The following is a 23,737-nucleotide window of genomic DNA, read 5'->3' on the forward strand; positions in this document are numbered from 1 at the left end:
CCTTGCTGACGCATGCGTCAGCAAGGGGCCCTTCCTTACACCGGCGGCCGCTCGGCCTCAGCTGAAGAGCGGGCGGACCAGGAAGTACATCAGGGCGCCGATCGAGCCGGCGGCCGGGAAGGTGAGGATCCACGCCCCGACGATGTTGCCGGCCACGCCCCACCGGACGGCGGAGAGCCGCTTGGTGGCGCCGACGCCCATGATCGCCGAGGTGATCGTGTGGGTCGTCGAGATCGGCGCGCCGAGGACCAGCGCGTTGAAGTAGAGCACCCCGCTGGCGACGGTCTCGGCGGCGAAGCCCTCCGGCGGCCGGAGGTCGATGATCTTACGACCCAGGGTCCGGATGATCCGCCAACCACCGGCGTACGTGCCGGCGGCCAGCACGGCGGCCGACGTCCAGAACGCCCACTCCGGGATGAAGCTGGGGTCGTCCTGGTAGCCGCCGACGTAGAGGGCGAGCACCACGATGCCGATGGTCTTGGCGGCGTCCTGCATGCCGTGGCCGACCGACATGGCGGCGGCGGACGCGGTCTGCGCCCAGCGGAAGCCGCGGTTGAGCCGGCCCGGGTGCCCCTTCCGGAAGATCCACTGCACGGCGATCATGACGATGTAGCCGAGCACGAAGCCGACCATGGGCGAGAGGACCATCGGGATGATCACGCTCTCCCCGATGCCGGTCCAGAGGACCGTGCCGGACGCGGCGACGGTCGAGCCGACCAGGCCGCCGATCAGCGCGTGCGACGAGGACGACGGCAGGCCGAAGTACCAGGTGACCAGGTTCCACACGATCGCGCCGATCACGCCGGCGAAGACGATGCCGAGGCTCGCCGTGCCGGTGGGTAGTTTCACCAGCCCGCTGCCGACGGTCTTGGCGACCTCGGCGCCGAAGTGGGCGCCGATGAAGTTGCCGACCGCCGCCATGGCCAGGGCCACCCGGGGTGTGAGCGCCCGGGTGGAGATGCTGGTCGCGATCGCGTTGGCGGCGTCGTGGAAGCCGTTGGTGTAGTCGAACGCCAACGCCACCGCGATCACCGCCAGCACGGCGATGAGTTCGGGACTCACAGGATCAGGACTCCTTGACCGCGATGGTCTCGACGGTGTTGGCCACGTGCTCGAAGGCGTCGCAGGCGGCCTCCAGCTCGTCGGCGACCTCCTTCATCTTCAGCACGGTCAGCGCGTCGTACTCGCCGGAGAAGAGGCGGACCAGCAGCATCCGGTACACCTGGTCGCCGTCGTTCTCCAGCCGGTTGCACTCGATCCAGTAGTCCTCGAGATCCTTCATCGACCTCAGGCGCGGCATCGCGTCGGCGGTCAGCTTCGCCTGCGCGTCCAGGACGTTGACCATCTCGTGCATCTCGCGCGGCAGCGAGGGGAGCTTGGTCAGGCCGTAGAGGTAGAGCAGGTTGCCGACCGCTTCGAGGTGGTCCATCACGTCGTCGAGCAGCGACCCGAGCCGGTAGATGTCCTCCCGGTCGAACGGCGTGATGAAGGTCGAGTTGATCTTCTTGTACAGCTCGTGGGTGATCTGGTCGCTGTCGTGCTCCACCTCGGTGAGCCGCTCGCTGACCGACTGCACCTCCACCCCGGGCAGGGCCAGCTCGTTGAGCAGCTCGGTGCCCTTCACCAGGTTCTGCGCGGCCCTGGTGAAGAGCTCGTAGAAGGCGCCCTCGTTCGGGCGGAAGGAAAACTTCACAGCACGGACCTCGTCGTGTCGGTGGAAGGGTGACGGCCGCCCGGAGGGTGCCCGCCTGGGAATGCTAGAAAACGACGGAACCGGGAATCGCGCGGCCTCCCCCAGGTCAGGCCACATTCACCGGTCGTTCACCTGCTGTTCACCTACGCCGTTCTCTCCGATCCCAGCAGCCGCTCCCGTTCGCGCCGGACGTCGAAACCGGCAGGCGGATACCCGAGATCGAGGGTGTCGAACGTCTCGCGGAGCAGGTGCGCGACGGCCCAGTCGCGGTACCACTTACGGTCCGCCGGCACCACGTACCAGGGCGCGGCGTCCGTGCCGCACCGGCTCAGGGCTTCGGCGTACGCGGCCTGGTAGTCGTCCCAGCGGGCGCGGGCGTCGACGTCCGAGGGGTCGTACTTCCAGTGCTTGCGCGGCTCGTCCAGCCGCTCCAGCAGCCGCCGGCCCTGCTCGGCGTACGAGATGTGCAGGAACACCTTCACCAGGGCCACCCCGGCGTCGGCCTGCTCCCGCTCGAAGGCGTTGATCTCGTCGTACCGGGCCTGCCAGATCGACTCGGGCACCAGCGACTCGACGCGCGCCACGAGCACGTCCTCGTAGTGCGAGCGGTTGAAGACCCCGACGTACCCGGGCGGCGGCAGCGCCCGCCGGATCCGCCACAGGAAGTCGTGCCGCAGCTCCTCGGAAGTGGGCGGGCCGAACGAGCGGACGTGCAGGCCCAGCGGGTTCATCGCGCCGGCCACGCGCTTGACGGTGCCGTCCTTGCCCCCGCTGTCCATCGCCTGGAGCACCAGCAGCACCCGGCGCCCGCCCGCCCCACCGGCCCCCGCGACGCCACCAGCCGCCGACTGCCGGGCCTTGGCCTCGGCGAAGAGCATCTCCTGCTGCCTGCCCAGTTCCGCGCCGATCAGCGTGAGCTGGCCACGGGCCCACTCCTTGCGCTGCGGGCCGGTCACCTCCCGCCCCGGCAGCCCGGGCGTCGACCGGGGATCGGCCGCCCCGAGATCGACCACCCCGCCGGGCGCCACCCGGAGCAGCTCCCGCATCGTCCCTCCGACCGGCCCCACGACGACGTCGGCCCGACCCACGGCATCGCGGCCCACGCCGCTCCCCTCGACCCCTCGCACCACCGGATCATCACCCACATCCGCCCCACCCGCCCGCCAACCCAGACCCCAGCCTCCGCCTCCGGCCCGCCCCATGAGCCGCCGATCATGCATCTGTGGTGGGCGGAATCGCCTGCTTGGTCCGTTACGCGGGGCGCCACGACTGCATGATCGACGGCGGTCTTGGGGGTGCCGAGGTCGGGGCGGGAGAATCGCGGGCGGGCGGGGCGGTACGCGCCCCGGCAGTGGAGCGGGGGCAGCGTGCGGGAGATGGTGGCGGAGTTCGAGGCCGAGCGGGGGCGCCTGCTGGGGGTGGCGCACCGGATGCTGGGCAGCCGCAGCGAGGCCGAGGACGCCGTGCAGGAGACCTGGCTGCGGTACGCCGCCGCACTCGCCGACCCGGCGGCCCGCGCCGAGATCCGGCACCTCGGCGCCTGGCTGACCACCACCTGCGCCCGGATCTGCCTCGACGTGCTCCGCTCGGCGCGGGTACGGCGGGAGGCGTACCCCGGCCAGTGGCTGCCGGAGCCGGTGGTGACACCGCTCGACCAGGGCCCGCGCCCCGACGGCTTCGCGCCCGACCCCGCGGAGCGGGCGGTCCGCGCCGATCAGGTCGGCACCGCCCTGCTGGTGGTGCTGGAACGCCTCGCGCCGGAGCAGCGGGTGGCCTTCGTGCTGCACGACGTCTTCGCCGTGCCGTTCGCCCAGATCGCCGAGGTGCTCGGTACGACCGACGCCGCCGCCCGCCAGCTCGCCTCCCGGGCCCGCCGGGCGGTGCACGCGCCCGACGCGCCCCGGCACACCGCCGACGCGGTCGAGCAGCGTCACGTGCTCGCCGCCTTCGTGACCGCCGTCGAGTCGGGCGACCTGGCCGCGCTGGTACGGGTGCTCGCCCCGGACGTGGTCGCCGTCGGCGACAGCGGCGGCCACTTCCCGGCGGCCCGGCGGCCGGTGCTCGGGGCCGACGCGGTGGCCCGCTTCCTCCTGGGCCTGTTCGGGCGTGCCGGGCGCTACGGCGGGACGCTGCGCGCCCGTCGGGTGCTCGTCGACGGCGTCGAGGGCCTGCACCTGGAGACCCGGCACTCGGACGGGCGGCCGCTGCGGGTGGTGGCCGCCCTCACGGTGGACGGGGGCCGGGTGACCGGGGTCTTCCACCAGTTGAATCCGGAGAAGCTGGGCGACCTGCCGCCGCTGACGGAGGAGGACGGCTGGCCGCCGCGCTGGTGACGGCCCGGGCCGGTCCCGGCGGGTCAGACCACCAGGGCCAGCCACTTCCGGTACGACGTGGCGAACGGCTCGGTGCCGTCGCCCAGTGCCCCGAGCAGCCACCGGGCCGCCGCCTCGGCCTGCGCCACGACGTCGTCCGGGTAGCCGAAGCGGGCCCGGTGCTCGGCGAACTCGTCCTCGTCGCGCAGCTCCACCAGGCCGGTGCTCCGGCGGCGCACCACGTCGAGGTCGAGGTCGATGAGGTGGACGGTGTCGTCGTTCTCCCAGCGGGCCGGGCTGGCGATGTCGCAGTAGACCTCGCTGGTCCGTGGCGGCGGGTTGAACATGCCGGTCCACCAGGCGTGGTGCGGCACCAGGAGGACGAACGGGATCTGCTCCACCGACGGCCGGCCGTGGTAGACGGACTTCGTGCCCTCGGTCACGCCGAGCCAGACGCCGAGCTCGTCCTCGGCCAGCCGGCGGGCCGGGTAGTCGCGGTGGGCGCTGCCGTCGTACTTGCGGTAGATCACGCGGACCACGTCGCTCGGCATGAGTCGCACCCTAACCGATACCGCCCATCCGTCGCCGCACGGAAGTAACCGGACGCGGTCGGTGGGAGACCGTACCGTGACGACGCCACGCCCGGATCGGCGCGGCCGGTGTCGGGGACGGCGGGTACCGTCGCACGGTGACTCCGCGCCTCGCCACCGGTTCCGCCGCCCCCTCGCCCCGCACCGGAGGCCGGCGGCGGGGCGCCCGGCCGAGCGGGGTGGAGCTGCTCGCCGCCGCGGTCGGCGCGGTGCCCGGCGGGGCGGCGCGTCCCGGCCAGCAGCAGATGGCGACCGCCATCGAGGAGTGCGTGCAGGCGCGGGAGCACCTGCTGGTGCAGGCCGGCACGGGCACCGGCAAGTCGTTGGCCTACCTGACGCCCGCGCTGACCGTGGACGGCCCGGTGGTGGTCTCCACGGCCACCCTGGCGTTGCAGTCCCAGCTGGTCGACCACGACCTGCCCCGGCTCGCCGACGCCGTGGAGCCGGTGCTCGGCCGGCGGCCCACCTTCGCGGTGCTGAAGGGGCGGCACCACTACCTCTGCCTGGCCCGGCTGGACAACTCCACGGAGGACGAGCCGGAGGACACCCTCTTCGACGCCCCGGCGGCGCGCCCCGGCGGCGGCACGAAGTGGCTCGGCGAGGCGGGTCGGCTCGGCAAGCAGGTGCAGCGGCTGCGCGACTGGGCGGAGAAGACCGACACCGGCGACCGGGACGAGCTGGACCCGGGCGTCGACGACCAGGCCTGGCGGCTGGTCTCCATGCCGGCCCGGGAGTGCGTCGGCGCGTCCCGCTGCCCGTTCGGCGCGGAGTGCTTCGCCGAGGCGTCCCGGGCCCGCGCCCGGGAGGCCGACATCGTGGTCACCAACCACAGCCTGCTCGCGGTGGACATGCTGGCCGACCGGCACATCGTGCCGCCGCACAAGCTGCTCATCGTCGACGAGGCGCACGAGCTGGCCGACCGGGTCTCCTCCGCCGCGCAGGCCGAGCTGGTGCCGGAGCTGATCGACCGCGCCGCGAAGCGGGCCCGCCCGCTGCTGCGGCCGGACGTCGCCGAGTCGCTGACCGCGGCCGGCGACGCCCTGGCCGTCGGGCTGGCCGAGGCGCCGGCCGGGCGGATCACCTCGGGGCTGCCGTCCCCGCTGCGCGAGGCGTGCACTTTGCTCGACGCGGCCACCCGGGCGGCGCTCGACGCGATCGGCGACGTCAAGTCCGACGACCCGGACCCGGTGCGCAAGCAGCAGGCCAAGGCGGTGCTCGACGAGCTCTCGGCCACCGCGCAGCGGCTGCTGGAGGAGGCCGACCACGACGTCGCCTGGGTGGAGAAGAACGACAACACCGGTCGCCGGGCGCTGGTGGTCGCGCCGCTCTCGGTCGCCGGCACGCTCGCCACCCATTTGTACGAGGAGCGCACGGTCGTCGCCACCTCGGCGACGCTGACGCTGGGCGGCCGGTTCGACACGGTGGCCCGGGCGCTGGGCCTGGAGGCACCCCCGGCCGACCCGCCGTCACCGGCCGCCGCCGCCATGGCCGCCCGGTCGGCCGGGCGCACCGGCGGCACCGGCCCGGCGGAGGGCAGCGGAGCGACCGGGGGCGGTGCGGCGACCGGCACGGCGGGGGCGCCGGCCACCTCGGGGCCGGGCTGGCGCTCCCTCGACGTCGGCTCGCCGTTCGACTACCCCCGGCAGGGCATCCTGTACGTCGCCGCGCACCTGCCCCGGCCCAGCGTCTCCGGGCTGCCCGACGCGGCCGGCGAGGAGTTGCTCGAGCTGGTCACCGCGCTCGGCGGGCGTACCCTCGGCCTCTTCTCCTCCCGGCGGGCCGCGCAGCAGGCGGCGGAGCTGCTGCGCGCGCGGACCGACCTGCCGGTCCTGCTCCAGGGCGAGGAGGCGCTGCCGCTGCTGGTACGCCGGTTCCGGGAGGAGAAGTCCAGCTGCCTGTTCGGGGTGATGTCGCTCTGGCAGGGCGTCGACGTGCCGGGCGACTCCTGTCAGCTGGTGGTCATCGACCGGCTGCCCTTCCCCCGGCCGGACGAGCCGCTGGCGGCGGCGCGGGCCGCGGCGGTGGACGCCGGCGGGGGGTCGGGTTTCGCGGCGGTCAGCGTGCCGATCGCCGCGATCCGGCTGGCCCAGGGGGTGGGGCGGCTGATCCGGTCGACGGGCGACAAGGGCGTGGTGGCGGTCCTCGACTCGCGCCTGGAGACGGCCCGGGGCTACGGGCCGTTCCTGCGCCGGTCGCTGCCGCCGTTCTGGTACACCACCCGGCCGGAGGTCGCCCGGGGCGCCCTCGACCGCCTCGCCAAGGTCTGACCCGTCAGGGCGCCTGGGAGGCGACGACGACGGCGTCGGGCGGGGTGTCCGGAACGGTGCGGGCGGCGAGCCGGCGGACGGCCGTGTTGAGCACGGCGATCAGCGGCACCGAGACCAGCGCGCCGGTGATCCCGGCGAGGACCACGCCGGCCGCGATGCCGATGATGACCGCGAGCGGGTGGATGGCCACCGCCCGGCCCATGATCAGCGGCTGGAGGAGGTGCCCCTCCACCTGCTGCACCCCGATCACCGCGCCGAGGATGATCAGCGCGGTCACCGGGCCGCTGTCGACAAGCGCGACCAGGACCGCGACGACGCCCGACAGGGTCGCACCGACGATCGGGATGAACGCACCGAGGAAGACGAGCGCGGCGAGCGGGAAGGCGAACGGGATGTCGAAGATGACCAGGAAGACACCGATGCCGACCGCGTCGATGAAGGCGACAAGCACGGTCGCCCGGACGTAGGCGACAAGCGTCGCCCAGGACGCCCGCCCGGCGTCGTCGACCTTCCAGCGGGCGGCCACCGGCAGGAGCCGGACCAGGAAGCGCCAGATCTTGTTGCCGTCCCGCAGGAAGAAGAACGTGGCGAAGAGCACCAGCAGCGTGCCGGTCAGCACCTCAGCCAGCGTGGCGGCCGTGGAGAGGGCGCCACTGGTGAACTTCTCGGTGTTGTTGTTGATCCACTTCTGGCCCTCCTCGATGTAGTTGTCGAGTTGGCCGTCGGAGAGGTGCAGCGGGCCGGTCTTCAGCCAGTCCTGGATCTGCCGGACGCCCTCGGAGGACTTCTTGCTCAGCTCCGGCACGCCCTGGATGAACTCGTTCACCACCAGGGTCAGCGTCCCGATCACCGCGGCCAGGCCGCCCACCAGCACCACCGCCGTCGCCATGGACCGGGGAAGGCGGGCCCGCAGCAGCCAGCCGACCGCCGGCGCGAGCAGCGCCGAGAGCAGCAACGCGACGGCCAGCGGGATGACCACGATCCGGACGGTGCCGACGACCTTCAGCAGCGCCCAGGCCACGACGCCGATCACGATCAGCCGCCAGGACCACGCGGCGGCGATCCGCAGCGCGTGCGGCACGTCCGCGTCGTCCCGGCTGGAGGTGGAGTTGTGCATCGCCCCGGGCGGCGGGGCGCCGACGACGGTCGCGGAGGGCGCCGCCACCGGGCCGGGGGACGTCGGCGAGGCCACGCCGGCCGACTCGGGGCCGTCGACCGGATCCGTACGGCGTGCCCGCGCCGTCTCCCGGCCCGACTCGTACGCGCGACGGAGCCGTCCGCGGATCTGCTCGAAGCGGCTCAAGCGCACCTCCTGGCAAGAGACCGGCCCGCCCACGCCGGTGGGCGGACAGGATACGTCCGACGACGCCACCGTAGGGCAGGTCCGCCACACATTGCCCCCGGCCCCCGGCGCGTAACCGCCCACGGCCCGCCGACCGGGACACGGTAGCGTCTGCGGCGTGACCGCCGACGAGAATCTCGACTCCAAGCTGCCGATCCGCCTGCTGCACGACCGTGTGCTGGTGCGGATGGAGGGGAGCGAGGGTGAGCGACGCTCGACCGCCGGCATCGTGATTCCGGCGACCGCCGCCGTGGGCAAGCGGCTGGCCTGGGCCACGGCCGTGGGCGTGGGGCCGAACGTGCGCGCCATCGTCTCGGGCGACCGGGTCCTCTTCGACCCCGACGACCGCTCCGAGGTCGAACTGCACGGCCGCGGGTACGTGCTGCTGCGCGAACGCGACGTGCACGCCGTGGCCGCCGAGCGGGTCGAGAACGACTCCACCGGCCTCTACCTCTGAGCCCACCCCCGCCCCACCCGCCCGGATGAGGGCGCCGGTGCCGTTTGCGTCGCCTCCCGCCGGGAAGCCAGCCGCATCACCGGCCCTGGGGAGGGACGCGATGCCGGTACTAGTGAAGAAGATTCTGCTCTGGGGGAGCGTCGCGTTCCTGATCTACTTCATGGCCTTCCGGCCGGAGGGCGCGGCGGAGATGTTCAAGGCGATCGGGGCGGGACTGATGGCGATGGCGCAGGGCCTCGGTGACTTCCTCACCAGCCTGATGACCTGACGACCGGGCTCAGGGGCGGCCGGGGTGCCACGGCGCCGGCGGCTGCTGGCCGTACCAGCCGGGCGGGGGCGGCGGGGGCGGCGGTACGAGCACCACCGGGATCGGCACGACGGGATCGTCCGGCGCCTCGACCGACCGCTGCGTGCCGTCCGGGAACCGCAGGTGGTAGCGGTGCCCGTCCCAGATTCCCGCCGGCACCTGCGGGTCCCGGCCCACGAAGAACGACCGGTACGCGCCGATCGCCTCCAGCAGCTCCCGTTCCTCCCGCGCGGTCCGCTCCCGGTCCGCCGGACGCCGGTCCAGGCCGCGCAGTGCGCCGTCGCGCAGCAGCGCCAGCCGGGTCGCCGCGAACTGGTAGCCGCGCATCGCCCTCAGCCCGCCGTCGCCGGCCACCCGCTTGGCCCACACCCGGGCCGCGTGCCGCCGCCCCAGGCTGCTCAGCGCCGCCACCTCCGGCGGGGTCAGCCAGCCCGCCCGCACGTAGTCCGGCAGCGTCCGCTCGGTGAGCCGCCCCTCCCAGGCCCGGAGCCACAGGGCGAGCCCGACCATGGCGAAGAAGACCGGCACCATCACGCCGATGAAGCCGTACAGCATGATCAACGTCTGGCCGGTGGCCTGGGTGAGCGTCGGCAGCAGGTTCCACAGCCCGTGCAGCATCATCGCCAGCAGCAGCCCGGCGAGCGGGGCTAGCACCCGGACCCACCGGCTGGCGGTGCGCGCGGCGATGCCCAGCCCCACCCCCGTCATGGAGGTGAAGAGCGGGTGGGCGAAGCCGAAGAGCAGGATCCGGACGATGAAGATGGCGATCACCTGCTGGGTGCCGGTCGCCGGCCCGTACCGCTCCACTCCGCTGGCATAGCCGTGGCCGCCCAGGTAGAGGATGTTCTCCACCATGGCGAAACCGACGGCGGAGAGCCCGCAGTAGACCAGGGCGTCAGTGATGCCCGAGATCTCCCGCCGGCGGAAGATCAGCAGCAGGATCGGCCCGAGCGCCTTGGTCAACTCCTCGATGAACGGCGCGACCAGCACCGCGGTCAGCGCGGTCGGCAGCCCCCAGTCCTCGAAGAGCCCGGCGGAGAAGTTGTTGACCTTGTAGGAGGCGGCGGTGGAGACGAACGCGCCCCAGGCGAAGCAGAAGATCAGGTACTTCAGGGGCTCCGGTTCGTAGCGGTCCAGCCAGAGGAAACAGGCCACCAGGACCGGAACCGGGAGGAGCGCGGCGACCAGCCCGATCAGCAGCGCCTCGACGCCGAGATTGAAACCGAGTTCGAAGACCATGTACACCGCGCAGGCCGCGATGAACAGAACGGCCCCGACCAGTACCAGGATCCGACGCCAGTCGAGCCCGCGTAACGGCATCCGGGGCCCGGCCCCGCCCGGCGGCGGGACGGCGGGCGCGGTCGGCGACGGCGGCAGGGGTGCGCCGGGCGGGGTGTCGGCCATGCGGTCAGCGTAGCCATCCCCGGCCGCCTGGTCCGGCCGCATTCACCCGGCTATGCTGCCGGCAGGTCACGAGCGCCAGCGTCAAGCCCCGGCTTGCTGGCCGGCAACCCTCGTCGAGTTCGCGGTGGGGTGCCCCGGGTGATGACCGGGCCCGGCCCGATCGCGTGCCGGGCAAGCGCGGACCCCGCCCGTGTGCGCCCACCCGGGGTCCCTGGACCCGGAGGTCGGCCATGACCGTCACCCTCGTACCCCCGCCCGCGCCGCAGCCGCCCGCCGTCGCCGACCCGCTCGACGTGCTCGGCGTACCCGGCCAGGTGAACCTCGACTACGCGGCCACCGCGCCCTGCGCGCGGGCCGCGGCCGACGCGGTGGCCGAGCTGCTGCCCTGGTACGCCAGCGTGCACCGCGGCGCCGGGGCGCTGTCGCGGCGCTGCACCCTCGCCTACGAGCGCGCCCGGCAGACGGTCGGCGACTTCCTCGGCGCCCGCGCCGACGACCACGTGGTCTTCACCCGCAACACCACCGACGCGCTGAACCTGCTGGCCCGGCGGCTGCTTGACGAGGCGGCCGCCCGCGCCGGCCGGCGGGACCTGCCGCCGACCGCCCTGCGCGCCAGCGTCGGCCTGGGCAGCACGACCGGGCACGTGGACCGGCTGCTCGCCGCCCTCGCCGCGCTGGCCTGACCGACCCGGGAGCACCCGCCGGCCCGCTCCCCCGGGCCGGCGGGACGGCACGGGCCCCGCACCGCCCCGGGACTGGCCGCGTCTCCCGTCAGGCCTTGCCCACCGCGGGTGCCGGCGCGCGGTCGCGGGTGCGCTGGATCAGCACCACACACGCCAGCACGGCCACCGCCGCCGCGATCGAGGCAGGGGTGACGGCCTCGCCGAGCAGCAGCGCCGACCAGGCCAGGGTGAGCACCGGCTGGGCGAGCTGGATCTGCCCGACCTGCGCGATGCCGCCCCGGGCCAGGCCCGCGTACCAGGCGAAGAAGCCCAGGAACATCGAGACCACGGTGAGGTAGCCGAACGCCGACCAGGCGACGGGGTCGGCGCGCGGCGGGGCGGCCACGGCGGCGACGACCATGACGGGCACGGTGACGGGCAGCGAGAGCAGCAACGCCCAGCAGATCGTCCGGGCGCCGCCCAGCTCGCGGGCGAGCGCGCCGCCCTCGGCGTACCCCAGGCCGCAGAGCACGACCGCCGCGAGCAGGAACAGGTCGGGTGGGGCGAGGGCCCCGCGTACCGCGCCGCTGGCGCCGAGGAAGGTGAGCACCGCCAGCAGCCCGCCGGCGCTGGCGGCCCAGAACAGCGGCGGCGGTCGCTCGCCGGCCCGCAGCACCGCGAACACGGCGGTCATGGCGGGCAGCACCGTGATGACGACCGCGCCGTGCGCGGAGGTCTGGGTGCTGAGCGCCAGGGAGGTGAACAGCGGGAAACCGACGACGACGCCGAGGGCGACGACCGTCAGCCGCCGCCACTGACCGCGCGTGGGCTTCGGGGCACCGGTGGATCGCAGGTACGCCCAGGCCAGCAGCGCCGCGCCGACGGCCCGGCCGAAGGCGACGAACCACGGGTCGAGCTGTTGCACGGCGACGCGGGTCGCGGGCAGCGACATGCTGAAGGCGAGCACGCCCAGCGCGCCGAGGGCGAGACCGACCGTCCGGTCCGCCGTTACCGTGGTCCTGACAGTAGCGCTACTGTTCCCGTTCATGAATGACGGTAACGCAGCCGACCGCGTCGTCCAAGACCTGCGCGGGCTCGCGGCTGCTGCGGATCCCGGCACGCGGCTGCCCTCGGTGCGCGAGCTGACGGCCCGGCACCAGGCCTCCCCGGTCACCGTCGCCGAGGCCATCCGCCAGCTCGTGGCCCAGGGACTGGTCGAGACGCGAGCCGGCACGGGCACCTTCGTGGCCGCCCCGCCACGCGAGTGGCGCGCCCCCGACCTGTCGTGGCAGACCGTGGCGCTCGGCCCCCGCCGGCCGGGCGAGGACGAGATGCAGGCGCTACTGGCGTTACCGCCCGCCGGAGCGATCCCGCTGTCCGGGGGCTACCTGGACGGGGAGCTGCAACCCGCCGCCGCGCTCGGGGCCGCGCTCACCCGCGCCGCCCGGCAGCCCGCGTCCTGGCAGCGCGGGCCGGCCGAGGGGCGCGAAGACCTGCGCGCCTGGTTCGCCCGCGAGGCCGGGGCCGGGCTGCGCGCCGAGGACATGGTGGTCTGCCCGGGCGGACAGGCCGCCCTGTCGTCCGCGCTGCGGGCGCTCGCCGCGCCCGGCGACACCCTGCTCGTCGAGTCGCCGACCTACCTGGGCGCGCTGGCCGCCGCCCGGGCGGCCGGCCTCCGGGTGGTGCCCGTGCCCGCCGACGCCGACGGGGTACGCCCCGACCAGCTCGCCGCCGCGTTCGCCCGCACCGGCGCCCGGCTGTTCTACTGCCAGCCGCTGTACGCCAACCCGCACGGCGCGACGCTCGCGGAGGACCGCCGGGCCCGGGTCGCCGAGGCCGTACGCGACGCCGGGGCGTTCCTCATCGAGGACGACTACGCCCGCGACCTCACCATCGACGGCCAGGCCCCGCCACCGCTGGCCGCCGACGACACCGACGGGCACGTCGTCTACCTGCGCTCGCTGACCAAGTCGACCGCTCCCGGGTTGCGCGTCGCCGCGATCGGCGCCCGCGGTCCCGCCGGCGCCCGGCTGCGGGCGGCCCGGCTGCTCGACGACTTCTTCGTCGCCGGGCCACTGCAACAGGCCACGATCGAGTTCGTCACCACCCCGGCCTGGGCGCATCACCGCCGTGCCCTGCGCACCGCGCTGCGGACCCGCCGCGAGGCGCTGCTGACCGCGCTCCGCCGGCACCTGCCGGAACTGGCCCGGCAGCCGGTCCCGCGCGGCGGCATGCACCTCTGGGTACGCCTGCCGGAGGGCACCGACGACGTCGCGCTGGCCGCCGCCGCGGCCGCCGAAGGCGTCGTCGTCCTCCCCGGCCGCCCCTGGTACGCCGCCGAACCCCCGGCCCCCCACCTCCGCCTCACCTACGCCGCCGCCCCGTCCGACCTCATGGACGAGGCCGTCCGCCGCCTGGCCCGCGCCCTCCGGGCCTGACCGGGTCGACGGGGTGGGGCACCCGCCCGCGCCCTGCGGCCTGGGCGGGTCGACGGGGGTGCGGGTCAGCCGAGCGGCGGGGCGGCGGGCGGCTTCGGGGCTTCGTCCCGCTCCCCCTCGCCGCCCGGCCGGTCCGGGTCGCCGAAGGACTGCCGGACCCCGCGGTTCGCCTCCTCCTGGCTGATGCCGGAGGCCACCATCAGGTCGCTGGCGGTGGTCCGCACCTGCGCGATCACCACGCTGCCGGAGAAGCCGACCCCTTCGGCGTACGCCCGGCCGGCCTCGCTGACCGCGCGCAGCGCCCGCTCCCGGGCCTGCTCGGGCTCCTCGCCCACGGCGAACTCGTGCTTGAGCAGGCGTACCGACTCGGCGAGATGGGCCACCGCGTCCGGCATCGTCTCCGGGATGGGCTCCTCGTCCTCGATCAGGGTCACCGCGCGCCGGGTCAGCGTGCCGGCGTTGCGCATCGCCCGGTCGATCGGGTCGGCGGCCTCGGCGTAGTGGGTGAGCTCGTCCCGCCGGTGCCACCGGGCGGGCGAGAGCGTGGTGGTCTCCTTCGCCCCCTCGATGGCCTCGGTGAAGGTGGCCATCTCCTCCTGGTTGTTGCGGAGCCGGTCCAGGGCCCGCTGGGCCTTGCCCCGGTCCCGGTCCCGCAGGGCCTCCGCGGTCACGTCGAGCTGGGCGGCGAGCAGGTCCAGGGCTGGCCGGGCGGCCCGGTTGATGACCCGCAGCGGATTGAGCGGCAGCAGGATCGCGGTGACCAGCAGCGCGATGCCGCCACCGATGAACGCGTCGATGAACCGGGGGATCTCCAGGTTCTCGGTCGACGGGCTGAGCGTGACGATCAGCACCGCCGTGGCCGCCGCCTGGATGACGATGGCCACGCTGGCGCCCGCGAAGATGGTCAGCATGATGGCCAGGGTGACCACCAGCCCGAGCTGCCACGGGCCGGTGCCGAGCAGGTAGATGAGGAAGTCGCCGACGGCGACCCCGACCGCCACTCCGGCGATCAACTCCACCGTGCGGCGGAACCGCTGGCCGACCGAGGCGGCGAGGGTGCCGACCGCAGAGATCGGCGCGAAGACCGGCTGCGAGTTGCCGAGCAGCTCGTGCGCCGCCAGCCAGGACAGTCCGGCGGCGAGGCCGGCCTGCACGGCGAGGCCCATCGCCATCCGCAGCCGGTGCAGGCGGTCGTGCAGGGTCGTCTTGCCGCGGTGCCGCAGGCGCTCCGCCACCTCGGCGATCCGGGCGCCGTCGACGTCCCTCGCCCGGTCGCGCAGTATGGCGCGTCGCACCAGTGAGGGTCGACGGTCCCGGGCCACGGCCATGGCGGGGACTACCCGTGCCGCGCCGGGTGAATCCTCGCCGGCGACGGCGGTAGGGCAGACTCGGCCTGGTGGCCGACCTTCTCGACCGGTGGCGGGCCGCGGCCCGGGGCGCCGGAATGACCGACGCGGCGGAGCTGAGCCGGGTCGGCGAGGACCTGCTGGCCCGCTGGCACGAGCCGCACCGGCACTACCACGACGCCGACCACCTGACGGCCGTCCTCGACGTGGTCGACGCCCACGCGCCGGTCGCCGGGCGGCCGGACCTGGTGCGCCTCGCGGCCTGGTGCCACGACGCCGTCTACGACCCACGCGCGGGGGGCGACGCCAACGAGCGCGACAGCGCGGCGCTCGCCGGGACGCTGCTCACCCGGGCGGGCCTGCCGGCCGACGCCGTGGCCGAGGTGTGCCGGCTGGTGCTGCTCACCGCCGGCCACGCCGTGGAGCCGGGCGACGCCGACGGTGCGCTGCTCTGCGACGCCGACCTCGCCGTCCTGGCGACGCCGCCCGAGGCGTACGACCGCTACGCCGCGGCGATCCGCCGGGAGTACGCGCACGTGCCCGAGGCCGACTTCCGGGTCGGCCGCGCCCGGGTGCTCGCCGGGCTGCTCGCCCTGCCGGCGCTGTTCCGGCTGCCGCCGCTGGCACGGCGCTGGGAGCCCCGGGCCCGCGCCAACCTGACCCGCGAGCTGTCCACGCTCCGCTAGCCCTCCGCCCCCACCCGCACCCCACGCGGGCGAGCCAGGTGCTTGGGGCGGCGCAGCCCGGCCTGCCGGAGCAGGCGCACGAGCTCCCGGCTCGGCACCACCCGGGCGCCCAGCCAGACCGCCATCGCGAACCGGTCGGCCGGGATGTCGTAGTGGTCCCGGTCGAACCCCCGGCGGGGCGCGCCCAGCATCTCGGCGAAGGCGTGCAGCTCGGCGGGAGAGACGTCGCTGATCAGGTGGGACCAGAGCCGCCCCCGCCACGGCCAGGCGGGCCGGTCCAGGTAGAGCATGTCGGCCAAGGTACCCCGCAGCGGGCACCGGTTGGTGATCGCGCGGGACCGACCGTAGCCTCGGCGACATGGCCGGATCCCCCCTCCTCGACGATCTGCGGGCGGCGCTCGGCGACGACGCCGTCCTGACCGACCCGGACCTGTTGCGGATGCACGAGCGGGACGAGGCCGACCTCTGCGCCGCCGGTACGCCCCTGGTCGTGGTCCGTCCCCGCACCACCGCGCAGGTGGCCGCCGCGCTGCGGGCGGCCGCGCGGCACGGCGTACCGGTGGTGCCGCAGGGGGCGCGTACGGGGCTGGCCGGAGCGGCCAACGCCGTCGACGGCGCGATGGTGGTCAGCATGGTCGCGATGGACGCCGTGCTGGAGATCGACCCGGTGAGCCGGATCGCCGTGGTGCAGCCCGGCGTGGTCAACGCGACGCTCGCCGCCGCCGTGGCGGAGCAGGGGCTGTGGTACCCGCCCGACCCGGGCTCGTGGGAGTCGTCCACGATCGGCGGGAACGTCGCCACCAACGCCGGCGGCATGTGCTGCGTCAAGTACGGCGTCACCACCGAGTACGTGCTGGGCCTGGAGGTGGTGCTCGCCTCCGGCGAGGTGCTGCGCACCGGCCGGCGTACCGCCAAGGGGGTGGCCGGTTACGACCTCACCCGGCTCTTCGTCGGCTCCGAGGGCACCCTCGGCGTGATCACGGAGGTGACCGTGGCGCTGCGGCCCGCCCCGGCGGAGTCGCTGACCATGGTGGCGGTCTTCCCGTCCACCGCCGCCGCCGGCGCGGCCGTCGCCGGCATCGCCGCCCGGGGGCTCTCCCCCAGCCTGCTGGAGCTGCTCGACCGGACGCACCTGCGGGCGATCGAGGCGTACCGTCCGATGGGGCTGCGGACGGACGCCCAGGCGCTGCTGCTGGCCGCCGCCGACACCGGCTCCCGCGCGGCCGACGACCTGGCCGGCCTGGCCGCGGTCTGCGAGGCGGCCGGCGCCGACGAGGTCTACGCGGCCACCGACGCCGTGGAGGCGGCGGCCCTGTTGCAGGCGCGCCGGCTCGCGCACCCGGCGATGGAGAAGTTCGCGGCGGAGACCTACCCGGGCGGCAACGGCGGCCTGGTCATCGACGACGTGGCGGTCCCCCGGGGCGCGCTGGCGGCGCTGCTCGACGGGGTGGCCCGGATCGCGGCGGAATGCGACGTGCCGATCGGCGTGGTCGGCCACGCCGGCGACGGCAACATGCACCCGAACATCGTGGTGGACCGGGCCGACCCGGCGAGCCTCGAACGCGGCCGGCGCGCGTTCGACGAGATCATGCGCCTCGGCCTCGAACTGGGCGGCACCTGCACCGGCGAGCACGGCGTGGGCCTGCTCAAGCGCGACTGGCTCGCCCGCGAGATCGGCCCGGTGAGCCTGCGGGTGCACCAGGCGATCAAGGCGGCGCTCGATCCGGCCGGCCTGCTCAACCCCGGCAAGGTCCTCTGACGGGCCCGGCGCGACGGCCTTCCGCCGGCCGCGGTCCGGACGCCGGTGGCGCCGGTCCCGGGCGGGCCCCCGCCGGGGGCGCGGCCGTCAGGCGGTCATCTCGGCCGGGGTGGCCTGGGTGAGCAGCAGCAGGATCTCGTTGGCGATGGGCGGGTGCTCCTCGCCCGGGCAGTCCTGCGACGTGACCAGGCCGGTCGAGGTGAGCAGGCTGGAGGTCAGCGCGTCGATGCAGGTGACCTGGTAGCGCCGGACCTGGTCGGTCTCCTTCGCCAGCCCCGGGTCGGCGAGCAGCTCCTGGAGCCGGGCGACGTGTTCCGGGCCGAGCACCCCGGTCGACGTCACGCCGTCGCCGGCGCAGTCGACACACTCCCACCTGCCGTCCGGTTCCACGTTGAGCGTGCGCAGCGGCCCGTCCGTGCCGACCCGCTGGAGGAGGCTGACCTCACCCCTTCCGGCGGTCGCCGCGCCGCCGGGCCCCGGCTGCGACAGCCCGGTGCCGGCCGGACCCGGCGCGGGGCCGTCGTCGGCGTTTCCGGGCAGCGAGCAGCCGGCGAGGGCGGCGGCCAACAGGGCCGCGACGGACACGCGGACCGGACGCAACCAGGAAGCGGAGGGCACGGGCCGGAACCTATCCCACAGTGGGTGAGGGCCGTAACCGCTCTCCGGGGTGGGGCGGGCGAATGTAGGGGTGACCGGGACCGGGCCGTCAGCGGGACGAGGACGGCAGTTCGGCCTGGTCGTCGTCCGCGCCGCGGTCCGCCGCGAAGCCCCGTACGTCGGGCGCGCCGAGCCGGGCGGCGTCGGCGGTGGCGTCGTCGGGCATCAGCTGGGACTCGCGTTCCGCCTCCACCCGGGCGCGGTAGTGCTCCACCTCGCGGGCCCGGGTGGCCTCGTCCCAGCCGAGCACCGCACCCATCAGCTCGGCCGCGTGGCCCGCCGACTCCAGGCCCCGGTGCGCCGTCTCGAAGGAGATCCGGGTCCGCCGGGTGAGCACGTCCTCCAGGTGCAGCGCCCCCTCGGCCCGGGCCGCGTACGTCACCTCGGCGGCCAGGTACTCCGGTGCGCCGGCCAGCGGGGACGCCAGCAGCGGGTCCGCGTCGATCAGCGCGAGCAGGTCGCGGGTGAGGGTGCCGTAGCGCTCCAGCAGGTGCTCGACCACCCCGACCGGCATCCCGTGCCGGCGGGCGAGGTCCGCCCGGTCCCGCCACGTCGCCGGGTAGCCGTCAGCGCCGAGCAGTGGCAGGTCGGCGGTGCGGGAGGGGCGTACGGCGCCGAGCCGGTGGGCTGCCCGGTCGACCACGTCGGAGGCCATCACCCGGTACGTCGTGTACTTGCCGCCAGCGACCAGCAGCAGCCCGAGCATCGGCTCGAAGACGGCGTGCTCCCGGGACAGCTTGGAGGTGGAGTCGGCCTCGCCGGCCAGCAGCGGCCGCAGCCCGGCGTAGACGCCCTCGATGTCGGCCGTCGTGAGCGGCCGGTCGAGCACCGTGTTGACCTGCTCCAGCAGGTATTCGATGTCCCGGGCGGAGGCCGCCGGGTGGGACCGGTCCAGCCGCCAGTCGGTGTCGGTGGTGCCGATGATCCAGTGCCCGCCCCACGGGATCACGAAGAGCACGCTGGTGGCCGTACGCAGGATCAGCCCGGCCTCGCCGGTGATCGCCGAGCGGGGCACCACCAGGTGCACGCCCTTGGAGGCCCGGACGCGGATGCCGGGGCGCAGCCCGACGTCGTTAAGCATCCGCGACATGTCGTCGCTCCACACCCCGGTGGCGGCGATGACGGTGCGGGCGCGTACTTCGAACTCGGCGTCCGGGGAGCCGGGCGGTGCCTCCAGGTCGCGGACCCGGACGCCGGTGACCTCGCGGGCCTGCCGGATGAGCCCGACCGCCCGGGTGCTGTTCACCACGGTCGCGCCGAGGCTGGCCGCCGTGCGGGCCAGGGTCACCACCAGCCGCGCGTCGTCGACCTGCCCGTCGTAGTAGCGAATCGCGCCGGCCACCGCGTCGGCGCGCAGGCTGGGGAAGACGCGGCGGGCGCCCTCGCGGGTCAGGTGCCGGTGCAGCGGCATGCCGCGCCCACCGCCGAAGACCCCGGCGAAGGCGTCGTACGCCGCGACGCCGGCGCCGTAGTAGGAGCGGCGGAACACCCGGGCCGGCAGGCCGCGTACGCCCCGCCCGTCGGGCAGCGGGACCAGGATGGGCACCGGCCGGACCAGGTGCGGGGCCAGCCGGGTGGCGAGCAGCCCGCGCTCGGTGAGCGCCTCGTGCACCAGGTGGAACTCCAACTGCTCCAGGTAGCGCAGGCCGCCGTGGATGAGCTTGCTGGAGCGGCTGGAGGTGCCGGCGGCGTAGTCGCGCGCCTCCACCAGGGCCACCTTCAGCCCCCGCGAGGCGGCGTCCAGGGCGGCACCCGCCCCGGTCGCGCCACCGCCGATGACCAGCACGTCGAAGCGTTCGGTGCGCAGGCGGCGCAGGTCGGCGGCCCGGCGCTCGGGGGAGAGCTGGCCGGCCGTCGTTCGGGACACGTTGGGGTCACGCACCCGTCCACGGTAACCGCCGCCGCCACCCGGCGGGACAGCCCGTCCGCGCCGTACTGTCGCAGAATGGAGGTCGGCCCCCCGTTCCCCGCTGGTCAACCCGTTCCAAGGCCCTTGGCCACGCCGGGCCCGCCGAGCCCCTGGGCGGTGGTGGCGGCGGCGGTGACCGGCTGCTGGACGGTCGGGCTCGTCGTCGTCGGCCAGCTCGGTGGCTGGCTGGCCGACCAGGTCCTGCTGGCCTCCGGGCTGGACCGCGTGGTCTGGCTCTGGCCGGCGACGGTGCTGTTCACCGTGCTGCTGGTCGGGGCGCCCGCGCTGACGCTGGCCCTGCTGCCCCGCTCGGCGGCGGTCCGCACCACCGGCCGGACCTGGCTGGCGGCGGCGCTCGCGCTCGGCGCGCTGGGGCTGCTCCGGGCGCTCCCGCCGGTGCACCACGAGGCGTACCTCGCCGCGCTCGCCGCCACGGCCGCCCTGGCCGCCCTCGTCCTGCGGGTGCTGGCCCGGCGCGCGGCGGTCGCGACCCCCGGGGTGCCCGCGTCGGCCGCCCCGCCCTGGGCACCCGCGTCGGCCGCCCCGCGCCGGGCGCCCGCGTCGGCCGCCACGCTGCTCGGGGTGGCCGGCGGGCTGGCGCTGCTGCTGCCCTGGGTCTGGCTGGGCGCCCTCGGCGGGCTGCTGGAGACGGTGCTCGCCGGGGTCGCCGCCGCCGCGCTGGGCGTGCTGGCCGGGGCGCTGCTGGACCACGCCTTCTGGTCCCGCTTCACCGTCGGCGAACCGCCCCGGCCGGCCCGGTTGGTGCTGGTCGGCGGCCTGGTCGCCGGGGTCACGCTGCTGCTGCTCGCCGCCGGGGTCGGCCAGTCCGGGGCCCAGCTTCCCCTGCTGCTGACCCTGCCGCCGGCCGGCTTCGCGCTGGCGGCCCTGCACGCGGCGGCCCGCCGCCCGGCCCCGGCCGGCCCGCCGGACGCCGCCCCCGTCGGCTCCCCGGGTGCCGCTCCGGCCGGCCCCTCCGGTCCGCTCCCCGCCGGTCCCGCCGGCGCCGACGGCCGGAAGCCGGCCGGGCGACCGGGGACGGGTGCCCTGCGGCCCGCGGTCCGTTGGCTGGTGGGTCTCGGCGTGCTCGGCCCGCTGGCCTTCACCGACCCCGAGGAGATCACCCTCCTCCTGGCCAGCACCCGCGACGTGCCGTTCTGGGTGGCCGCCGCCGCCGGCGCCGGGCTCGCCGTCGCGGCCGTCCTCGCCGTGACGTACGGCGTGCTGCTGGGCCGGGGCCGGCGGCCGAGCCGGCGGGTGGCCGGGGTGACCGCCGCCGCCCTGCTGCTGGCGGTCGGCGTGGTGGCCGTCGGCGTGGGGCAGCCCGGCCTGCACGGCGAGCGGCTGTTCGTGGTGCTCCGCGAGCAGGCCGACCTCGCCGGCGTCCCGGGGACGACCGGTCGGGCCGGCCGGGACGCCCGGGTCGCCGAGGTCCACCGGCGGCTGGTCGCGACGGCCGAGCGGACCCAGGCCGACCTGCGCCGGGACCTGCGGCGGCTGCGGCTCGACCACACCCCCTACTACCTCGTCAACGCCGTCGAGGTGGACGGCGGGCCGGCGGTGCGGGCCTGGCTGTCGCGCCGGCCGGAGGTCGCCCGGGTGCTGGTCAGCCAGCGGGTGCGACCGCTGCCCGCGCCGGCCGGCCGCAGTCGCGGCACCGCGCCCGCGCCCGCCGGCCCCGAGTGGAACGTCCGGATGCTCGGTGCGGACCGGGTCTGGTCCCAGCTCGGGGTGGACGGCTCCGGGATCGTGGTGGGCAGCTCGGACTCGGGCGTGGACGGCGGGCACCCCGCGCTGGCGGGCGGCTTCCGGGGCGGCGACGACTCCTGGCACGACCCGTGGAACGGCACCCGGGCGCCGACCGACCAGGGCGGGCACGGCACCCACACGGCGGGCAGCGCGGTGGGCCGGGGCGGCATCGGGGTCGCCCCGGGTGCCCGGTGGGCCGGCTGCGTCAACCTGGACCGCAACCTCGGCAACCCCTCGTACTACCTGGACTGCCTCCAGTTCATGCTGGCGCCCTTCCCGGCGGGCGGGGACCCGTTCACCGACGGGCGCCCGGCGCGCGCGCCGGACATCCTCACCAACTCGTGGGGCTGCCCGGCGCTCGAAGGCTGCGACCCGGGCGTGCTCGGGCCGGCCACCGCCGCCCTGGACGCTGCCGGCGTCATGGTGGTGGCCGCGGCCGGCAACACCGGGCCGTACTGCCGCTCGATCGACGACCCGCCCGCCCCGTACGCGGACGTGCTGACCGTCGGCGCGGTGGACCGGCAGCGCAAGGTCACCCTGTTCTCGTCGCGGGGACCGGTGCCGGGGGCGGCCAAGCCGGACCTGGTCGCGCCGGGCGACGAGGTGCTGTCGGCGATGCCGGGCGGCGGGTACGCCGTCCTGAGCGGCACCTCGATGGCGACGCCGCAGGTGGCCGGCGTGGTGGCGCTGATGTGGTCGGCCAACCCGGCGCTGGTCGGCGACCTGCCCCGCACCCGGCAGATCCTCCGGGACACCGCGACCCCGGCCGTGGCCACGTACGCCACCCGGACGCAGACCTGCGGGGGCGACCGGAACATCACCGGCGCCGGTCTGGTCGACGCGTACGCCGCCGTTCAAGCGGCGCGGGGGTGAGGGTCGGCACGGAGCACCGGTTCACCCCCGCCGGTCGAGGAACTCCCGCGAGCGCCGCAGCACCAGTGCCGTGGCCTCCGCGTCGTACGACGGCAGCGTGCTGTCGGTGAACAGGTGCTTGTCGCCCGGGTAGACGAACAGCTCGCCGAGGTCAGGGCCGACGATGCCGACCAGCTCGCGGGCGGCTTCGATGTCGCCCTCCAGGGCGAAGAACGGGTCGGCGTCCATGCCGTGGATCTGCACCGGAACCCCGGCGGGCCAGGGGCCGACGGCCCACTCGCCGGTGACGGGCAGGCAGGATTCGTAGAGCAGCGCGCCACGGGCGCCGGGCCGGGTCTGGGCGAGCCGTTGGGCGGTGGCGGCGCCCCAGGAGAAGCCCGCGTACACCAGCCCGTCGGGCAGCTCGGCCACGGCCCGGTCGGCGCGCTCGCCCAGCACCTCGCGCCCGATGTTCTTCGTGAGCGCGAAGCCCTCGTCGAGGGTCGCCGGGAGTTCACCGTCGAACAGGTCGGGGGTGTGCACGGTGTGCCCGCCCGCCCGCAGCTGTTCGGCGAACCCGCGCAGCCCGTCGGTGAGCCCGCGCAGATGGTGGAACAGGACCACGTCGGCCATCTCTACACTCCTGTCAAACAGACGACAACGATCGAATGATCCATGATTCTAGAACGGTCGAGAAATGTCGAGCAATGAGCGGATCCCGGACTACGACCTCGACGACCTGCTCGTGGTCACCGCGCCCGCGCAGCTTCGCGCGCTGGCCGATCCCCTGCGCGCCACTCTCCTGGAGCTGCTCCTGGAGCGGGCCGCCACGGTGACCGAGCTGGCCCGGGCGGTCGACCGGCCGAAGAGCAGCGTCGCCTACCACGTGACCGCGCTCGTCGACGCCGGCCTGCTCAGGGTGGTGCGTACCCGGCGGGTGCGGGCGATCGACGAGCGGTACTACGGCCGGGTCGCCCGCACGCTCTACATCGGCGCGCTCACCCGTCCCGAGGACAGACAGGTCGCGACCGCCGTCAACGGGCTCGCGGAGGCCGTCGCCGAATCGGCCGCCGCCCACGCCGCCGACGACCTGCGCTGCACCCTCGTGCACGCCCGCATCCCGATCGAGGAGGTACGCGCGTTCTGGGCCGAGGTGCAGGCGCTGGCCCGCCGCTTCGCCCAGATCCCCCGGTCCGGCGACCAGGTGTACGGGTTCGTCGCCGGCCTCTACCCCACCGACGCGCCGACCCTTCCTGAGCCCGACCCAGGCGCCAGCAGGGGCTCTCCTTAACAGAAACGCCCCGGTGACC

22 protein-coding genes and 1 riboswitch are annotated in these 23,737 nt (G+C 75.3%); of the genes, 10 read left to right on the forward strand and 12 right to left on the reverse strand.

Translation table 11 applies throughout. The annotated features are described in order from the left end of the window. Nucleotides 1-57 precede the first annotated feature (57 nt). From AB0B83_RS15125 to AB0B83_RS15135, 3 genes are all read right to left on the reverse strand, one after another. Nucleotides 58-1,062: an inorganic phosphate transporter gene (locus tag AB0B83_RS15125; protein WP_132239992.1), complete on the reverse strand. Its 1,005-nt coding sequence runs from the start codon at nucleotides 1,060-1,062 to the stop codon at nucleotides 58-60. 4 nt (nucleotides 1,063-1,066) lie between these two features. Beyond that, nucleotides 1,067-1,693, reverse strand: a complete 627-nt coding sequence (locus AB0B83_RS15130; protein ID WP_132239991.1) for a DUF47 family protein — start codon at nucleotides 1,691-1,693, stop codon at nucleotides 1,067-1,069. Between the two features lie 143 nt (nucleotides 1,694-1,836). Beyond that, the gene (locus AB0B83_RS15135) at nucleotides 1,837-2,739 is read right to left on the reverse strand and encodes a PPK2 family polyphosphate kinase (RefSeq protein ID WP_357578698.1); all 903 of its coding nucleotides are present in this window, start codon (nucleotides 2,737-2,739) and stop codon (nucleotides 1,837-1,839) included. Nucleotides 2,740-3,069: 330 nt separating this feature from the next. On the opposite strand from AB0B83_RS15135, the gene sigJ reads away from it, so the two are divergent. Further along, on the forward strand, nucleotides 3,070-4,026 hold the full coding sequence (gene sigJ / locus AB0B83_RS15140; protein ID WP_357578744.1) for an RNA polymerase sigma factor SigJ: 957 nt from the start codon (nucleotides 3,070-3,072) through the stop codon (nucleotides 4,024-4,026). A gap of 23 nt (nucleotides 4,027-4,049) precedes the next feature. Here the strand turns inward: sigJ and AB0B83_RS15145 are convergent, their stop codons facing one another. Next, on the reverse strand, nucleotides 4,050-4,556 hold the full coding sequence (locus AB0B83_RS15145; RefSeq protein WP_357578699.1) for a DUF402 domain-containing protein: 507 nt from the start codon (nucleotides 4,554-4,556) through the stop codon (nucleotides 4,050-4,052). A 284-nt stretch (nucleotides 4,557-4,840) separates the two neighbouring features. On the opposite strand from AB0B83_RS15145, the gene AB0B83_RS15150 reads away from it, so the two are divergent. Then, nucleotides 4,841-6,862, forward strand: a complete 2,022-nt coding sequence (locus tag AB0B83_RS15150; protein ID WP_357578745.1) for an ATP-dependent DNA helicase — start codon at nucleotides 4,841-4,843, stop codon at nucleotides 6,860-6,862. A 4-nt stretch (nucleotides 6,863-6,866) separates the two neighbouring features. Here AB0B83_RS15150 and AB0B83_RS15155 read toward each other — a convergent pair whose 3' ends face one another. Continuing rightward, complete coding sequence (locus AB0B83_RS15155) at nucleotides 6,867-8,255, reverse strand: AI-2E family transporter (protein WP_357578700.1); 1,389 nt, start codon at nucleotides 8,253-8,255, stop codon at nucleotides 6,867-6,869. 67 nt (nucleotides 8,256-8,322) lie between these two features. On the opposite strand from AB0B83_RS15155, the gene AB0B83_RS15160 reads away from it, so the two are divergent. After that, nucleotides 8,323-8,661 (forward strand): co-chaperone GroES, encoded by a 339-nt coding sequence (locus AB0B83_RS15160; RefSeq protein ID WP_151457098.1) that lies wholly within the window; start codon nucleotides 8,323-8,325, stop codon nucleotides 8,659-8,661. 100 nt (nucleotides 8,662-8,761) lie between these two features. Next, the gene (locus AB0B83_RS15165; protein ID WP_165947924.1) at nucleotides 8,762-8,929 is read left to right on the forward strand and encodes a hypothetical protein; all 168 of its coding nucleotides are present in this window, start codon (nucleotides 8,762-8,764) and stop codon (nucleotides 8,927-8,929) included. A gap of 9 nt (nucleotides 8,930-8,938) precedes the next feature. Here AB0B83_RS15165 and AB0B83_RS15170 read toward each other — a convergent pair whose 3' ends face one another. Further along, nucleotides 8,939-10,414, reverse strand: coding sequence for a PrsW family intramembrane metalloprotease (locus tag AB0B83_RS15170; protein WP_357578701.1), 1,476 nt, complete (start codon nucleotides 10,412-10,414; stop codon nucleotides 8,939-8,941). A 22-nt stretch (nucleotides 10,415-10,436) separates the two neighbouring features. After that, a riboswitch (SAM riboswitch) is annotated at nucleotides 10,437-10,556 on the forward strand. A 46-nt stretch (nucleotides 10,557-10,602) separates the two neighbouring features. On the opposite strand from AB0B83_RS15170, the gene AB0B83_RS15175 reads away from it, so the two are divergent. After that, nucleotides 10,603-11,055 carry an aminotransferase class V-fold PLP-dependent enzyme gene (locus tag AB0B83_RS15175; RefSeq protein WP_357578702.1) on the forward strand — a complete coding sequence of 151 codons (453 nt, stop codon included), beginning with the start codon at nucleotides 10,603-10,605 and terminating at the stop codon, nucleotides 11,053-11,055. Nucleotides 11,056-11,143: 88 nt separating this feature from the next. On the opposite strand, the gene AB0B83_RS15180 is transcribed toward AB0B83_RS15175, so the two are convergent. Next, on the reverse strand, nucleotides 11,144-12,082 hold the full coding sequence (locus AB0B83_RS15180) for a DMT family transporter (RefSeq protein WP_357578703.1): 939 nt from the start codon (nucleotides 12,080-12,082) through the stop codon (nucleotides 11,144-11,146). On the opposite strand from AB0B83_RS15180, the gene AB0B83_RS15185 reads away from it, so the two are divergent. Next, complete coding sequence (locus AB0B83_RS15185) at nucleotides 12,081-13,472, forward strand: PLP-dependent aminotransferase family protein (RefSeq protein ID WP_357578704.1); 1,392 nt, start codon at nucleotides 12,081-12,083, stop codon at nucleotides 13,470-13,472. The genes AB0B83_RS15180 and AB0B83_RS15185 overlap by 2 nt on opposite strands. 65 nt (nucleotides 13,473-13,537) lie before the next feature. On the opposite strand, the gene AB0B83_RS15190 is transcribed toward AB0B83_RS15185, so the two are convergent. After that, the gene (locus AB0B83_RS15190) at nucleotides 13,538-14,794 is read right to left on the reverse strand and encodes an FUSC family protein (protein ID WP_357578746.1); all 1,257 of its coding nucleotides are present in this window, start codon (nucleotides 14,792-14,794) and stop codon (nucleotides 13,538-13,540) included. A 74-nt stretch (nucleotides 14,795-14,868) separates the two neighbouring features. Here AB0B83_RS15190 and AB0B83_RS15195 point away from each other — a divergent pair, with 74 nt between their 5' ends. After that, nucleotides 14,869-15,504 (forward strand): metal-dependent phosphohydrolase, encoded by a 636-nt coding sequence (locus AB0B83_RS15195; protein WP_357578705.1) that lies wholly within the window; start codon nucleotides 14,869-14,871, stop codon nucleotides 15,502-15,504. Here the strand turns inward: AB0B83_RS15195 and AB0B83_RS15200 are convergent. Further along, nucleotides 15,501-15,794 (reverse strand): DUF4031 domain-containing protein, encoded by a 294-nt coding sequence (locus tag AB0B83_RS15200; RefSeq protein WP_357578706.1) that lies wholly within the window; start codon nucleotides 15,792-15,794, stop codon nucleotides 15,501-15,503. The genes AB0B83_RS15195 and AB0B83_RS15200 overlap by 4 nt on opposite strands. A gap of 68 nt (nucleotides 15,795-15,862) precedes the next feature. Between AB0B83_RS15200 and AB0B83_RS15205 the strand changes: the two genes are divergently transcribed. Beyond that, nucleotides 15,863-17,263: an FAD-linked oxidase C-terminal domain-containing protein gene (locus tag AB0B83_RS15205; RefSeq protein ID WP_357578707.1), complete on the forward strand. Its 1,401-nt coding sequence runs from the start codon at nucleotides 15,863-15,865 to the stop codon at nucleotides 17,261-17,263. 87 nt (nucleotides 17,264-17,350) lie between these two features. Here the strand turns inward: AB0B83_RS15205 and AB0B83_RS15210 are convergent, their stop codons facing one another. After that, nucleotides 17,351-17,881, reverse strand: coding sequence for a hypothetical protein (locus tag AB0B83_RS15210; RefSeq protein WP_357578708.1), 531 nt, complete (start codon nucleotides 17,879-17,881; stop codon nucleotides 17,351-17,353). 88 nt (nucleotides 17,882-17,969) lie between these two features. Further along, nucleotides 17,970-19,787, reverse strand: coding sequence for a glycerol-3-phosphate dehydrogenase/oxidase (locus tag AB0B83_RS15215; protein WP_357578747.1), 1,818 nt, complete (start codon nucleotides 19,785-19,787; stop codon nucleotides 17,970-17,972). A gap of 78 nt (nucleotides 19,788-19,865) precedes the next feature. On the opposite strand from AB0B83_RS15215, the gene AB0B83_RS15220 reads away from it, so the two are divergent. Continuing rightward, nucleotides 19,866-22,448 (forward strand): S8 family serine peptidase, encoded by a 2,583-nt coding sequence (locus AB0B83_RS15220; RefSeq protein WP_357578709.1) that lies wholly within the window; start codon nucleotides 19,866-19,868, stop codon nucleotides 22,446-22,448. 21 nt (nucleotides 22,449-22,469) lie between these two features. On the opposite strand, the gene AB0B83_RS15225 is transcribed toward AB0B83_RS15220, so the two are convergent. Beyond that, entirely contained in the window at nucleotides 22,470-23,060 is a 591-nt protein-coding gene (locus AB0B83_RS15225) for a dienelactone hydrolase family protein (RefSeq protein ID WP_357578710.1), read from the reverse strand. Nucleotides 23,061-23,124: 64 nt separating this feature from the next. Here AB0B83_RS15225 and AB0B83_RS15230 point away from each other — a divergent pair, with 64 nt between their 5' ends. Next, nucleotides 23,125-23,718: a helix-turn-helix domain-containing protein gene (locus AB0B83_RS15230; protein WP_357578711.1), complete on the forward strand. Its 594-nt coding sequence runs from the start codon at nucleotides 23,125-23,127 to the stop codon at nucleotides 23,716-23,718. The last annotated feature ends 19 nt before the right edge of the window (nucleotides 23,719-23,737 follow it).

The sequence above is a fragment of the Micromonospora sp. NPDC049060 genome (assembly GCF_040649055.1).
Lineage (GTDB): Bacteria > Actinomycetota > Actinomycetes > Mycobacteriales > Micromonosporaceae > Micromonospora > Micromonospora reichwaldensis.

What these genes read in the sequence shown, in the direction of transcription:
- AB0B83_RS15135 (WP_357578698.1), bottom strand. Translation starts at nt 2,739, where the DNA reads ATGCGGGAGCTGCTCCGGGTGGCGCCCGGCGGGGTGGTCGATCTCGGG.
- sigJ (WP_357578744.1), top strand. Translation starts at nt 3,070, where the DNA reads ATGGTGGCGGAGTTCGAGGCCGAGCGGGGGCGCCTGCTGGGGGTGGCG.
- AB0B83_RS15145 (WP_357578699.1), bottom strand. Translation starts at nt 4,556, where the DNA reads ATGCCGAGCGACGTGGTCCGCGTGATCTACCGCAAGTACGACGGCAGC.
- AB0B83_RS15150 (WP_357578745.1), top strand. Translation starts at nt 4,841, where the DNA reads ATGGCGACCGCCATCGAGGAGTGCGTGCAGGCGCGGGAGCACCTGCTG.
- AB0B83_RS15165 (WP_165947924.1), top strand. Translation starts at nt 8,762, where the DNA reads ATGCCGGTACTAGTGAAGAAGATTCTGCTCTGGGGGAGCGTCGCGTTC.
- AB0B83_RS15170 (WP_357578701.1), bottom strand. Translation starts at nt 10,414, where the DNA reads ATGCGGCCGGACCAGGCGGCCGGGGATGGCTACGCTGACCGCATGGCC.
- AB0B83_RS15175 (WP_357578702.1), top strand. Translation starts at nt 10,603, where the DNA reads ATGACCGTCACCCTCGTACCCCCGCCCGCGCCGCAGCCGCCCGCCGTC.
- AB0B83_RS15185 (WP_357578704.1), top strand. Translation starts at nt 12,081, where the DNA reads ATGAATGACGGTAACGCAGCCGACCGCGTCGTCCAAGACCTGCGCGGG.
- AB0B83_RS15180 (WP_357578703.1), bottom strand. Translation starts at nt 12,082, where the DNA reads ATGAACGGGAACAGTAGCGCTACTGTCAGGACCACGGTAACGGCGGAC.
- AB0B83_RS15200 (WP_357578706.1), bottom strand. Translation starts at nt 15,794, where the DNA reads ATGCTCTACCTGGACCGGCCCGCCTGGCCGTGGCGGGGGCGGCTCTGG.
- AB0B83_RS15205 (WP_357578707.1), top strand. Translation starts at nt 15,863, where the DNA reads ATGGCCGGATCCCCCCTCCTCGACGATCTGCGGGCGGCGCTCGGCGAC.
- AB0B83_RS15220 (WP_357578709.1), top strand. Translation starts at nt 19,866, where the DNA reads ATGGAGGTCGGCCCCCCGTTCCCCGCTGGTCAACCCGTTCCAAGGCCC.
- AB0B83_RS15225 (WP_357578710.1), bottom strand. Translation starts at nt 23,060, where the DNA reads ATGGCCGACGTGGTCCTGTTCCACCATCTGCGCGGGCTCACCGACGGG.
- AB0B83_RS15230 (WP_357578711.1), top strand. Translation starts at nt 23,125, where the DNA reads ATGTCGAGCAATGAGCGGATCCCGGACTACGACCTCGACGACCTGCTC.